Here is a 12,678-nt window from a genome sequence, read left to right as displayed (position 1 = left end):
AGTTCCACGAGCGTCCTCGGCCTAGGGATGGCAGATGGCAAGTAAACCGACAGCGCTGACTGTGCCCAGACCGCTCCTCTCACTGTGGGGCGGCCCGGCCGACCCGCCGTGCCTGCTCGATGCACTGGCCATGACTGCGGCAGCACGGCCGGACGACATCGCGGTCCGCGACGAGGATCGTGAACTGACCTATCGGGACCTGACCCGGTGGATCGGCGGCATCGCCGCGGTCCTCGTGGAGCAGGGCGTCCGCCCGGGTGACCGGGTGGCGATCACCGGCTCACGAAGTGCCTCGATCGTGGCGGCGATGCTGGCCACGGTGTACATCGGTGCCACGTACGTGCCGCTCGACGCCGACTATCCGGTGAAGCGCCTCGAGCACATGAACGCCGACAGCGGCGCCGGTCTGCTGCTGTTCGCCGGCCGGGAACCCGTATTCGCGACCGGTGTCCGGTCCCTGCGCATACCCCCGCCGCCCGATCGCGCGACTTCGCCCGGCGACGCGGCCATGCCGCCGCATTCCTGCCGGTCGGACCTGCCCGTGTACATCATCTACACCTCCGGGTCCACAGGACTGCCCAAGGGTGTCGCCCTGCCGCACCGCTCCATCGACAACATGGCGCACTGGCAGCGGAGTCATTCGATGCGGCCCGATCTGCGCACGGCCCAGTTCACGCCGCTCAACTTCGACGTGTGGTTCCAGGAGGTCCTCGGCACGCTGTGCGGCGGAGGAACACTGGTGATCATGCCCGAGCCGCTGCGCCGTGACCCGATCGCGCTGCTCGACTGGCTGGCGGACAACCGCATCGAGCGCCTGTTCCTGCCGTACGTGGCCCTGAACATGCTCACCACCGTCGCTGCCGCCGCCGATTCGCTCGACGGCCTCGCGCTCCAGGAGGTGAACCTCGGCGGTGAACAGCTCGTCTGCACACCGGTCCTGAGGGACTTCTTCCGCCGGCTGCCGGGCTGCCGGCTGAACATTCACTACGGTCAGAGCGAGTCCGCCATGGTCACCGCGCACACGCTGACCGGGCCGCCGGAGGACTGGCCGACATTGCCGCCCATCGGGAGTCCGCTTCCGGGCTGCGAGGCGATCATCGATCCGGCCGACCAGGACGAGCCGGGGGTGGGGGAGCTGCTGGTGGCAGGCCTGCCTCTGTCGACCGGCTATCTCAACCAGCCCCGCCTCAACGCGGCGCGGTACATCCCCCTGGACCTCACCCGGCACGGTGCGAACCGGGCCTTCCGCACCGGAGACCTGGTGCGCGTCGAGGACGGCGTCATCCACTACGTCGGCCGCGCCGACAACGAAGTGAAGATCCGCGGAGTCCGGGTGAATCCGCTGGAGGTGGATGCCTGCCTGCTCGAACAGCCCGGCGTCACCGAAGCGGTGTGCGTTCCCATCCAGGTCGTGGAGGGTTCCCGTCAGCTGCGGGCCGCCGTCACTGTCGAAGGAGAGGAAAGCGCCTTTGACGCCGGCCGGGCACTGGCCGCCCTGACCGAGCTGCTGCCCGGCCCCTCGGTGCCCGTCTCCGTCACGGTCCTGCCGGAGCTGCCCCGCACACCGAGCGGCAAGGCGGACCGCAAGGCGGTCGCCCGGACACTCGCGGAGATTCACCTTCAAGGCCAGACAGCACAGACAGGGGTGTGACATGGAAGGCGACTTCGAGACGGAGACGGAACGCCGGCTCGCGACGATCTGGGCCGATGTCCTCAAGATCGACAAGGTCGGGCGCGACCAGGACTTCTTCGGCCTGGGCGGGGACTCGCTGCTGGCCACCAAGGTGGTACTGGAGGCCCGCCGCGCCTGGAACATCGATTTCACCGTGCGGGTGCTCATCGACACACCCGTCCTCGCCGGCCTGGCCGCGCGCATCGACCAGTGGGTCGCCAAGGACACCGCGACACCTGGGCAGCCTTCATAGCCACGCAGTTCGACGAGACCGCGGCACAGGATTCGGGGCGGAGGTCCGGAATGCTCATCGAAAGTATCCCGACTAGGGTCGGGACAGGAAACCAGGAGCGCAGGAAAGTCGTGCTCGTCGAGATTCCCACCTACGAGAACATCCTGCCGCTCGCGTCCGGCTACATCCAGGCGTGCGCGCAGGAGGACATCGAGGTGGGGCCGGCTCACACCTTCGAAATAGTCTCGTACCCGGTGACCGACGACCGGCACAAGCTGCTGGAGGAACTGTCCGGGAAGTACGCGGATGTCTACACCTTCAGTTGTTACATCTGGAACATGAAGCTGGTCAGCTGGCTGCTGAAGGAGCTGCGGGAGAGGCAGCCGGACGCCCATTACCTGCTCGGCGGCCCGCAGGTGATGAATCACGCAGCGACCTATCTGGCCGATGCGCCGGAGAACGTCTACATATGCAACGGCGAGGGGGAGCGGACCTCCGTGGAGCTGCTCAGGCAGCTCAACAGCCCGACGCCCGACATCCACCAGGTCCCCGGACTCAGCTTCTGGTCCGGCGGCGAGCTCGTCACCACGGAACCGGCGCCGCGGATCAGCAACCTCATGGAGATTCCCTCCCCCTTCCTCAACGGCGTCTTCGACGGCCGCGAGTTCAGCATGGGGATCCTGGAGACGAACCGGGGATGCCCCTTCCGCTGCACGTTCTGCTACTGGGGCGCGGCCACCAACTCGAAGGTGATCAAGTTCGAGGAGGAGCGGATCAGGGCCGAGCTGGACTGGATCGCCGACAACGGACTCTCCGGGCTCTTCATCGCCGACGCGAACTGGGGGCAGTCACCCCGGGACGTCGAGATGACCGAGCACATCGTCAAGCGCAAGAAGGAAGTCGGCTATCCGCTGGTCGTCTACATGGCGGCCACCAAGAACCGGCCGGAACGCATGGCGCAGATCACCGAGATATTCGTCCGCGGCGACCTCATGGTGACCCAGCCCATCTCGCTCCAGACGCTGAACCCCGAGGCTCTCAAGCTCATCGAGCGGTCCAACATCCGCGAAGAGACCTTCGTCGAACTGCAGCGCACGCTCAGGGAAAAGCAGATCAGTTCCTACGTCGAACTGATCTGGCCGCTTCCGGGCGAGACCCCCGAGTCGTTCAAGGACGGTCTGACGAAGTTGTGCCGGTCCTACGCCGACACCGTTATCGTCTATCCGCAGCTGCTCCTGCACAACACGCCCATGTACAACCAGGTCGAAGAGTACGGGTTGACCACGGAACCTGTGCCGAGCGACGTGTCCGAGGCCGAGGTCGTGGTCGCCACGAACTGGGTGTCGAAGGACGAGTGCCGCGATGCGTACTGGCTGTACCACGCGATGCACACGATCTACAACATGCGCGGTCTGTTCCTGCTCTCCGGCTATCTCGACGCCGCCGGCATCGTCTCCTACGGCGACCTGTTCGACAGCGTCGCGCGTTTCATGCGGCAGCGGACGGGTTCCGAGGTGCTCGACCTCATCTCCCGGTCATTGGCCGACCTGACCAACTATGACGTGCTCCTCAGCGGCAAGATCGGGCACATGATCCTCAGCACCCATCGTGAGGAATTCGACAGGGTGCTGGTCGACTACGTCACGACCCAGGAGTGGTGGTCGGACCCGATGGCCCGGCAGGCGTTCGAGATGGACCTGTTGGCACGGCCGTACATCTACCGCGAACCGGTGAGCGTGCCGGACTACGAGTTCACGGAGATCACCGTGCACGGCCTGGGCGACGCCGAGACCTTCATCGTGGGGGTTTCCCCGGAGCTGGCCGGGCTGCTGACGGAGCGTGAGATTCTCGACGCCGGTGCGCAGGGCGATGCCGCGTCAGGACCGGTGAAGCTGAGCGTCAACCATCACGCCCGGCAGAAGATGCCGTACATGCCCCAGCGCAGCCTTGAGCACAACGCCAACTACTGCCACGGCACCGTCCTGCGCTTCCGCGAGATTCTGCCCTTCGTCGAGGTCCACTCGCCCGACGGCGTTCCGGCCGCGGTCGCTGACTGAGAGTCAGAAAGGACGCCATTCCGTGGAGCTGTCCCTATCCGGAACCAAGATGGCCAGTCTGTCCGGACTCCGGCTCATCATGGACGACATCGCCACCACCACCGGCTCAGACACGGGAACGGAGTGGCTCAACCTCGGCATAGGAAATCCCGCGGCCATACCCGAGGTGATGGAGACCTGGCAGCGGATGACCTCCGAGGCACTGGTCGCTTGCTTCGGCGACGTCAGCTGCAGCTACGGGCCGTCGCGCGGGCTGCCGGTGCTCGTCGACGCGATCGCCGGGTACTTCAACCGCCGCTACGGCTGGAGCGTGGGGCCGCGGAACATCGTGGTGGGTCCCGGCAGTCAGATGATCTGCTTCATCGCCGCGGCACTCTTCACCGGGGCGGGCGCGACGAGGGACACCAAGCTGGTCCTGCCGATCACCCCGGACTACACCGGGTACCAGGGGCTCTCCCTGACACCCGGGGGAATCCGGGGAGTCGAGCCCCTCCTGCGGCTTGAGGGCGACCGGTCCTTCCGCTATCTGCTGGATCTGCCCGCCCTCGAGAGCCTGACGGACGTCGGGCTCATGCTGTTCTCCAGCCCGAGCAACCCGGCCGGCCGCTGTGCGTCGCCCGAGGAGATCCAGCGGCTCGTCTCGGTCGCCAGGGGCCATGACGTTCCGCTCGTGGTCGACAACGCCTACGGCGCTCCGTTTCCGGGTATCGGCACACCGTCCATGGCGCCGGTGTGGGACGAACGCGTCATCAATGTCTTCTCGGTCTCGAAGGCCGGCCTTCCCGGAGAGCGTCTTGGCTTCGCCGTCGCCGACGAACGCTACATCGACCCGATCGTCTCGTTCCTGTCCAACTCCGCGCTGCACGCCCCTCAACTGGTGCAGTCGGCACTGGCCCACGCGCTGCGGTCCGACGTGCTCGACTCGCTGGTGGCGTCGGTCATCGGCCCCTTCTACGCCGAGCGGCGCAAGTTCGTCGAGTCGCTGCTGTCAGGGTCACTACCGAAGGACCTCTCTTGGCACCTGCACGCCGCCGAAGGGGGCATGTTCTGTTGGGTCTGGGTGGACGAGGAGTGGTTTGACGACCTCCGGTTGTATGAGCTGCTCAAGCGCAGGGGCGTCTTCGTCGTGCCGGGGAGGCATTTCTTCACCGACGTCGAGGACAGCCCGGGCCTCGGACGTCACCCGCGGCAGTGCTTCCGCATCAGCATCACCCCCGATCCGGATGTCATCGCAGCCGGCATCGAGGTGATCGCGTCGGCGCTGGACGACATGCGTGCCGGAAGCACTGCGCCGTAACGGTCCAGCCACCACAGGCAGCCCGCTCCAGAGCGGTCGGGAGACCGCCCTGGAGCGTCGCTTTTGCAAGTCAGCTCACCTTGGGCGCCGAGTCCAGCTGCACCGCGACGGACAGGTAGCTCGATGCGAACGAGAAGTAGTGGAACTTGACGTCGAACGCGTCGACGAACTCCATCAGGGCGCGGTACTCGTGCTGGCGCCACCCGGGGTAGTTGAGAAACTCGTCGAAAACGATGATCGACCCCGCACGCAGCCGTGGGGCGAGTCCGAACAGGACCGTGTGCGCGCTGGAATACAGGTCCGAGTCGATGTGCACGAGAGCGACCGGTTCGTCGGTGCCGGCCAGGTACTTCGGCAGCGTGTCCTCGAACAGGCCGACGTGCAGCTGCGCATTGGACGGCAGACCCGTCGGCAGCCTCCCCTCCGTGCTGTACGTGCCGACCGGACTGTCGTGGGTCCAGTCCTCGGGCAGCCCCTTGAACGAGTCGAAACCGTGCACGGTGCGGTCCTCGAACTCTTCACAGAGGATGGCCAGGGTCTGACCGCCCATGACACCGAACTCGAGCACGTCGCCATCTGTTCTCACCGAGAGGCAGGCATGCCGGAGGAGATTCTCCCGGCCGCCGAGATTCTGTGCCGACGCGAAATGCTCTTCCAGGAAGCGGGCCGCGTCCACCACTGAAATTATCTTTGCCATGCGAGCGTAGTCGGTCAGCAGGCTTGTGATGTCCATTCCGCTGAGGTCCGGCAGCAGGCGACTGAGCTCCGGAAGCACTGGTAGCAGGCCTTCGGTGACGTCGTCGTCCATGTTCCTCCTCGACTCGATTCACTGAAGAGGACGGTACAGATGACGGTTCCGCGTGACAATGGAAAGCAGGTCGATATTCGCCGACCAGAAAAGACCCCTGTTTATTTCATTGGACGTCGGCTTTTCCGCCGCGCCGCCGGCGCCATTAATTCGCCCGCCTGTCCCGCCGGCGGGACAGGCGCGGAGAGCGCCCTCAGGCCGACGTATCAGGCCGCTTCCGGCTTCGCCCTCTCGCCGGGCAACGGTCGTGCACCGTGTGGCAAGGACACTGGCTGTCCCGTCGGCGGGACGCCACCACGGAGCCGAGGCCGTGCAGGCGCTGGAAGGCGTACGCGGCGGAGACGAGGGCCATGTGGTGGTACCAGCCGGGGAACGAGCGTCCCTCGAAGTCCAGCAGCCCGAAGTCCCGCTGCATGGAGCCGATCGCGTACGCCGTCCCGCTCTGGAGTGCGGCGATCGAGCCGACCTCGGCGACGGCCTGGTGGGAGAGGCTCGTGAGCCACAGCGGGCGGGGCCGGCCGGGGCCCACCTCGGTGTAGAGCCGGTAGACAGGACCGGGGGAGCGTCCCTGAGAACTGCCCGGCAGATGCACGAGCGCCGTCCGGAACGGTGTGCTGCGTTGTTGTCCGTCCGGCAGGCCGACGACGGCCGTCTCCCGGCTCTGCGCGAGGACGAGGTTCCTCGCGCCCACGGGCGCGGGGGTCTTCTCGCCCGCGGGCAGCACCGCCAGGTGCGGTGGTACGGCGACGACGAAATCGCGCCGGCGCCTGGCAAGTCCGTGCAGCAGCCACCCCACGTCGGGTTCGTCGCTCATGTCGACGAGGACGACGGAGGACGGCGAGTCCATGCGCGCGGACAGCCGTTCGACGAGTCGGAGTGCCTGTGCCCACAGCGGCTGGTACTGCTCGGAGTCCGGTATGCGCGTCTCCGCGCGTCGCTCGGATTCGCGTGTCCAGGACGCGGGCAGGTGCAGGCACCAGTCCACGGGTACCTGCGCGTTGCCCACGCACAGGAACGCCCCCAGCCCCAGCTGACAGTTCAGCGTGCGGCCCGAGGACAGGTCGAAGTAGCGATGGACACCCACGGACCGGTCACCGCGCTTGGGCAGGACGGCCCGGCCGATCGACCAGACCGGAGTGGGGTGTCGCTGTGCCACCCAGTACGTGAGTTCGGTCATCACCTCGTCGAAGTCCCACGGGCTGAGACTGACGAACTGGCGCAACGACTGAACGACGGACGGGTCGCGGGAGATCGCGGCGGCGAGCCGGCGCACCGACTTCTTGCCCGGAGTGACGAGCAGACCTTTCAGATAGGCGTGTGCCCACTTACGTTGGTCGATTCGGCGCAGGCTCTTGAAGATCGTTCCGCTGTATCGGTCCAAGGCAAATTCTGAGTCGTTGGCGTAAGCCGCGTGGCTTGAAGTCGACGAGTCGTGTGATTGGACCGCATCCATGCCGCAAATAACTCCCCCGACGTTACTGAGCGTTGGGGGGAGTCTAGGGCGAACATCAGTGCGGCGTCACTCTTCGGCGTTGTTTGGGCGTGGCTTGAGCTGCCTCGGTGTCCGGGGCAGCATGCAGTTGATGAGTACACGGCAACAGGGACAATGGCCGGATTCCGATCATGTCTTGCTGGTCGAGTCGCTTGCTTCTTGCCAGGATGGCTCATCCAGTCCTCCGTTGCGGCCTGCGGGCGCTGCGGTCACGAGGCGGTGACCTGCGAGGGGGCGGGGTGATTCCGCTTCGGTCGGGTGGTCGGCCGCGGAGGTCGCCATGGCCGACTTAGAACGGGACAGGCTCTGAGCACCCTCTCAAATCGCGCCATTCAGTGGAATAGGGCGCTAAGATTTCATTAAGAAGTTCGAACTCTGCAAAGTAGTGTTCGAAGGTGCTGGGGTCCTTGAACTGGGTAACGTTGTCGGGATCTACTCGGGGGCGCGGCGGCTGGTCGTCCCTTCCTTGCGGAGGAACCCGTGCAATGGCCGGTTCAGGTTCATCGGGGTCGTCCAGACGTATCTACGCGCGGTGCCCGCTGCCGTGGTGAGGTCTGTGCAAGAACGGGGGTGAACGCTTTCTGTATTTGACGGGAAGCCATCGCGAACCATCCGATTTATACGCGCGTTGCCACGGAGGCGTGATGACGAGTCAGGCCGAGGAACACAGAGACTCCAAGGCGCTCATGTTCGAAGAGACCACAGAGACCATGTCGAGGGCCCGGAAAACTGCCGGGGCGGAATCGCGGCGAGAACAGGTACTCACCACGAAGGTGGGGCTGCACATACCCGCAGGACTCTCCTTCGAGGAGTGGGAACGCGCCGGGCGCCAGCTTTCCGGGCTGCTCAACTCGTCGTCCTGGTGGCTCGGGGACTGGCTCGTCTATGGCAAGGACCAGTACGCCGACCGCTATGACCGTGGCATCCGCGCGGCCGGCCTGCAGTATCAGACGCTGCGCAACTATGCCTGGGTCTCCCGGCGGTTCGAATTACACCGGCGGCGGCCCGCGCTCAGTTTCCAGCACCACGCCGAATTAGCTTCACTGCCCATCGACGATCAGGAGGCCTGGCTCGATCGTGCCGAGCGGATGAAGTGGAACACCAAGCAGCTGCGCGATGCCATTCGGGCGGAGCGCGCGGGCACCCCGCAGCCGACCAGCGCCGTGGCGACGACACGTCGGCTCGCCGTGCCCGACAACCGGCTCCAGTGGTGGCACAAGGCGGCCGCCCATGCCGGCGCAGAGCTGGAGGAGTGGGTGACGGCCACTCTCGACGCCGCCGCCAACCAGCTACTCGAAGAGGTTGACCTGCCATTGGCCCGTACGGCGAGGACTTTGGAGGCACGCGGGGGCGTCGTCCCGGCACAGTGAAAGCGGCGGGTCCGCACCCCATGGGGTGCGGACCCGCCACGCGGCCAGGACCGCTATGGCAGGCGGCTCATGAGATCCGCCGTCTGCGTGTGGCGGGTGCATCCGCGGCCGGCGAACGACCGCACCACCCGTTCGCGGATCTCCGGCCGCTGTTCCTGGCTGAGCTTGAACATTCCTTCGGCCCTGGTGACCCGGACGTGGAAAGCGCCGACGCCGGGCACTATCTTTCGAAAATAGTCGACGGATTCGCTCATGTCCCAGCTGTGGCCAAATTCCTTCTCGAATGCCTGCACTGTCGCCTGTACGACGCCCAGTGTCTCCTCCGTCGAATCGATCTTTTCCACCACGCCGTGTGCGTGCACCGAAGTGAAGTTCCACGTCGGGGCGGCCGGTGTGATGTCGTAGACGGCGGGGGAGACGTAGGCGTGCGGGCCGGTGAATGTCAGCAGGACGACCGATCCAGTCTCCAGTGCGGCCCAGTGCGGATTGGCTCGGTTCATGTGACCCAGCAAGCGCATGCCGACCAAGTCCGCGGCGGCTGGTCCTTCCCATCCAGGATCGGTGATGACGGGAAGGTGGGTGGCGAACGGTCCGTCGGTGGGAGTTCCGTTGCTCACCATCAGTGCCAGCGGGTTGCCGCGCATCAGGTCGATCATCCATGAAACGTCCGGTTCCCGGTAATCGCTGGGGACGAACATACAGCACTCACCTTTCATGAGAGGCTGCGGAAGTGCGACGGAATGGTCTGAGAATCCGTTGCAGTGTCCTGTCGACGGGACAATCGGGTTCTCCATCATGACCCGTCGTCATCGGTGACGCAATGAAGGCAAAGAATCGCGACCGCGCAAAAACAATTCCGTTCGGCCTTCCGGTGCAATTCTGGAAGAATGGGTAGACGGACTATTAACAGGAGTACGGGAATGGCGATACGGAAGAGATCCAGGACCGGCGTGGTGGGTCTGGCGGGGCTCGCGATGTTGGCAACCGCTTTCACGGGTTCCGCGCAGGCATCGCGTGACACGACCTCCGCGCCGGTCGGCCATGGGGCGACACAGCTGGCGATGGACGCGGCCGTGCGGGCAGGCGTCCCCGGCATCACCGCCGAAGTGCGGGATGCCGACGGCGTCTGGAAGTCGGCGTCAGGCGTTGGAAACCTGAGAACGGGTGCGCCGCGCGGCAGGAACGACCGGTTCCGCGTCAGCAGCATTACCGACACGTTCGTAGCGACGGTCCTGCTTCAGATGGAGGCGGAGAAGCGGCTCGATCTCGACGACACCGTGGACCGCTACCTGCCAGGCCTGGTTTCCGGCAACGGCAACGACGGCCGTGAGATCACCGTGCGGCAGCTGCTGAACCACACCAGCGGGCTGTTCGACTACCTGACCGACCAGGCATACGGCGCGACATACCTGGCGGGCGACGGCTACCTCCGGCACCGGTACGACTCCCTCACGCCCGAGCAGCGCGTGAAGGTGGCCCTTGACCACGAGCCGTTGTTCGCGCCCGGCGCCAGGCACTCGTTCTCCACCACCAACGACGTCCTGGCCGCGCTCATCGTCGAGAAGGCCGGCGGCAGATCATACGAGGACGAGGTCCGTGAGCGCATCATCGAACCCCTTCGGCTCAAGGCGACGTCCCTTCCCGGGAACGGTGTCCGGCTGCCCCGGCCCAGCAGCCGCGGCTACTCCAGGCTCTTCCCCTCCCAGCCGGACCGGATCGACGACGTGACCGAGCTCAACGGCTCCCAGCTCTGGGGCAGCGGCGACATCATCTCCAGCGCGGCGGACCTGAACCGGTTCTACGGAGCACTGATGCGCGGAAGGCTGCTGCCGCCGCGGCAGTTGAAGGAGATGAAGACGACCGTCGCCAACCCCGATTTCCCGGGCGCGTCCTACGGCCTCGGCATCGAGCGGTTCGAGCTCGGCTGCGGTACCACCCTCTGGTATCACGACGGTGGCATGCCGGGGTGGCTGACACTGGCCGCTGCCACGGAGGACGGCCGCCACCAACTCACGCTCGACTACAACGCCGACTGGGGAGCGGAGACCGTCCTCTCCGTCGTGAACGCCGAGTACTGCACCCCCTCGACCTGACACCGGGCACATGGCTGAGCCTCTCTGCCCGCCGACGGCGGGCAGAGAGGCTCAGCCATGTGAACCGATCACTCACGGCGGCATCTCACCGCCGGAGGGCCGGCCCGAACCAGATGGTGAGGGCGGTCCGGAGCGCGGAGGCGTCGAGTGCGCCGGAATCGGCGGCCCAGGCGACATGGCCGTCGGGGCGGATGAGGAGCGCGGAGGGAGCGGGGACGTCGCCGACGGCAGGGACGGGCCAGTGGTCGTCCTGGCTCCGCGCCTCGACGAGGTCGACGCGATCGGCCCAGCCCTCGGCCACTGCCGCCGTCGTCCCGGCGCCGCCGCTCAGGTCGAGCAGCACGGGGTGGGCGGTGTGCAGCAACTCGTAGACGCTGATGGCGCCTTCGGGCGTCTTGAGATCGGCGTCGGGGACCCGGCGCCCCGCCAGTGGGTGGTCGTCGTCGACCGCGTACCTGATGTCCAGGGCGGTGATCATGTCGCGCAGATACCGATTGACATCGTCGAACACCATGAGCGATCCGAACACCTCGCGCAGGGCGTCCATCTCGGCACCGGGGCGGGCCAGCGCCGACTGCGCCCGAGTGTTGTGCAGGAGGCGCTCCCCGACCGGATGCCGCTCGGTGTGGTAAGTGTCCAGCAGGCTCTCCGGGGCCCGGCCCCGCACCACGGCGGCGAGCTTCCAGCCGAGGTTGACCGCGTCCTGCACGCCTATGTTCAGCCCCTGTCCGCCCGCCGGGTAGTGGATGTGCGCCGCGTCGCCCGCGAGCAGCACGCGGCCCTCCCGGTACTTGGCGGCCTGCCGTGCGGCGTCACCGAACCGGGAGATCCACCTGGGATTGCGCATGCCGTAGTCGGTGCCCGCGAGCCTGATCAGCGACTCCCGGAGCTGCTCGAACGTCACGGAGGCGTCCCGGTCCGCGACACGGTCGTACTCGGAGGTGATGACCCGGTGCACGCCCGGCTCCAGGGCGAGCGCCGAGAAATGGCCACCCGGACAGCGCCGCATGAAGATGAAATCCTCGGGCAGATCCGGGATTTCGACGTCGCCGAGCAGTGCGGTCATCGTCGCCGGAGTGCCGGGGAAGTCGATGCCCGACAGCCGTCGTACCGAGCTGCGCCCGCCGTCGCAGCCCACGAGGTAGCGGGCGCGCAGGCTCGTGGATGCCCTCTCCGCCGTACGCAGCTCGACCGTCACTCCGGCCTCGTCCTGGCGGAGACCGGTCACCTCGGACGACCACCGAACCCGCACGCCGAGTTCGGCGGCCCACTCCTCCAGCAGCCGTTCGATGGTGGACTGAAGGATCATCAGGGGGAGCGGATGCCTGGACTGGAACTCGTCGAAGTCCAGCCAGAGCCCGGAGAAGTGGCCCACCGGTGTCAGGTCCCCGGCCGCCAGGAAGCGGTCCACGACTCCGCGCTGGTCCAGCACCTCCAGGGTACGGGAATGCAACCCGCCGGCTCGCGACTCACCCGTCCGTTCCGGAAGCTGTTCGGCGACCACGACGTCGGCGCCGGCCAGCCGCAGCTCGCAGGCGAGCATCAAGCCCGTCGGGCCGGCGCCCGCGATCAGCACATCGGTGTCCATGCCGGCGTGTCCCACGTCGCTGCTCCCTCATTCGGCCGTGCCGCTCACCTCGCCGTCACCTCCACGTTC

Annotated in this window: 10 protein-coding genes; 6 read left to right on the top strand and 4 right to left on the bottom strand. The window is 66.5% G+C overall.

What is annotated here, in order from left to right:
• Positions 1-130: 130 nt before the first annotated feature.
• The 4 genes from ACQF4J_RS02240 (at position 131) to ACQF4J_RS02225 (ending at position 5,258) form a co-directional block, all read left to right on the top strand.
• Positions 131-1,651 (top strand): AMP-binding protein, encoded by a 1,521-nt coding sequence (locus tag ACQF4J_RS02240; RefSeq protein WP_351568021.1) that lies wholly within the window; start codon positions 131-133, stop codon positions 1,649-1,651.
• 1 nt (position 1,652) lies between these two features.
• A complete protein-coding gene (locus ACQF4J_RS02235) occupies positions 1,653-1,925 on the top strand; it encodes a phosphopantetheine-binding protein (RefSeq protein WP_427164354.1) in 273 nt (90 codons plus the stop codon).
• A 110-nt stretch (positions 1,926-2,035) separates the two neighbouring features.
• On the top strand, positions 2,036-3,961 hold the full coding sequence (locus ACQF4J_RS02230) for a B12-binding domain-containing radical SAM protein (RefSeq protein WP_351568027.1): 1,926 nt from the start codon (positions 2,036-2,038) through the stop codon (positions 3,959-3,961).
• Positions 3,962-3,983: 22 nt separating this feature from the next.
• Positions 3,984-5,258: an aminotransferase class I/II-fold pyridoxal phosphate-dependent enzyme gene (locus ACQF4J_RS02225; RefSeq protein WP_427164353.1), complete on the top strand. Its 1,275-nt coding sequence runs from the start codon at positions 3,984-3,986 to the stop codon at positions 5,256-5,258.
• Between the two features lie 70 nt (positions 5,259-5,328).
• Here ACQF4J_RS02225 and ACQF4J_RS02220 read toward each other — a convergent pair whose 3' ends face one another.
• Both ACQF4J_RS02220 and ACQF4J_RS02215 read right to left on the bottom strand, forming a co-directional pair.
• The gene (locus ACQF4J_RS02220; RefSeq protein WP_351800831.1) at positions 5,329-6,066 is read right to left on the bottom strand and encodes a TylF/MycF/NovP-related O-methyltransferase; all 738 of its coding nucleotides are present in this window, start codon (positions 6,064-6,066) and stop codon (positions 5,329-5,331) included.
• 193 nt (positions 6,067-6,259) lie between these two features.
• Complete coding sequence (locus tag ACQF4J_RS02215; protein WP_427164352.1) at positions 6,260-7,519, bottom strand: IS701 family transposase; 1,260 nt, start codon at positions 7,517-7,519, stop codon at positions 6,260-6,262.
• A 683-nt stretch (positions 7,520-8,202) separates the two neighbouring features.
• Here ACQF4J_RS02215 and ACQF4J_RS02210 point away from each other — a divergent pair.
• Complete coding sequence (locus tag ACQF4J_RS02210; protein WP_351568039.1) at positions 8,203-8,928, top strand: LmbU family transcriptional regulator; 726 nt, start codon at positions 8,203-8,205, stop codon at positions 8,926-8,928.
• Between the two features lie 53 nt (positions 8,929-8,981).
• Here ACQF4J_RS02210 and ACQF4J_RS02205 read toward each other — a convergent pair whose 3' ends face one another.
• Complete coding sequence (locus ACQF4J_RS02205; protein WP_427164351.1) at positions 8,982-9,626, bottom strand: FMN-binding negative transcriptional regulator; 645 nt, start codon at positions 9,624-9,626, stop codon at positions 8,982-8,984.
• Positions 9,627-9,848: 222 nt separating this feature from the next.
• Here ACQF4J_RS02205 and ACQF4J_RS02200 point away from each other — a divergent pair, with 222 nt between their 5' ends.
• Positions 9,849-11,021, top strand: a complete 1,173-nt coding sequence (locus ACQF4J_RS02200) for a serine hydrolase domain-containing protein (protein WP_427164349.1) — start codon at positions 9,849-9,851, stop codon at positions 11,019-11,021.
• Positions 11,022-11,106: 85 nt separating this feature from the next.
• Here ACQF4J_RS02200 and ACQF4J_RS02195 read toward each other — a convergent pair whose 3' ends face one another.
• Complete coding sequence (locus ACQF4J_RS02195; protein WP_427164347.1) at positions 11,107-12,624, bottom strand: FAD-dependent monooxygenase; 1,518 nt, start codon at positions 12,622-12,624, stop codon at positions 11,107-11,109.
• Between the last annotated feature and the right edge of the window lie 54 nt (positions 12,625-12,678).

The organism is Streptomyces sp. C1-1, assembly GCF_050214755.1.
In the GTDB taxonomy this organism is placed as follows: Bacteria; Actinomycetota; Actinomycetes; order Streptomycetales; family Streptomycetaceae; genus Streptomyces.
This window is presented reverse-complemented; position numbering and strand designations above follow the sequence as displayed.

What these genes read in the sequence shown, in the direction of transcription:
- ACQF4J_RS02235 (WP_427164354.1), top strand. Translation starts at nt 1,653, where the DNA reads ATGGAAGGCGACTTCGAGACGGAGACGGAACGCCGGCTCGCGACGATC.
- ACQF4J_RS02215 (WP_427164352.1), bottom strand. Translation starts at nt 7,519, where the DNA reads ATGGATGCGGTCCAATCACACGACTCGTCGACTTCAAGCCACGCGGCT.
- ACQF4J_RS02205 (WP_427164351.1), bottom strand. Translation starts at nt 9,626, where the DNA reads ATGTTCGTCCCCAGCGATTACCGGGAACCGGACGTTTCATGGATGATC.
- ACQF4J_RS02200 (WP_427164349.1), top strand. Translation starts at nt 9,849, where the DNA reads ATGGCGATACGGAAGAGATCCAGGACCGGCGTGGTGGGTCTGGCGGGG.
- ACQF4J_RS02210 (WP_351568039.1), top strand. Translation starts at nt 8,203, where the DNA reads ATGACGAGTCAGGCCGAGGAACACAGAGACTCCAAGGCGCTCATGTTC.
- ACQF4J_RS02240 (WP_351568021.1), top strand. Translation starts at nt 131, where the DNA reads ATGACTGCGGCAGCACGGCCGGACGACATCGCGGTCCGCGACGAGGAT.
- ACQF4J_RS02220 (WP_351800831.1), bottom strand. Translation starts at nt 6,066, where the DNA reads ATGGACGACGACGTCACCGAAGGCCTGCTACCAGTGCTTCCGGAGCTC.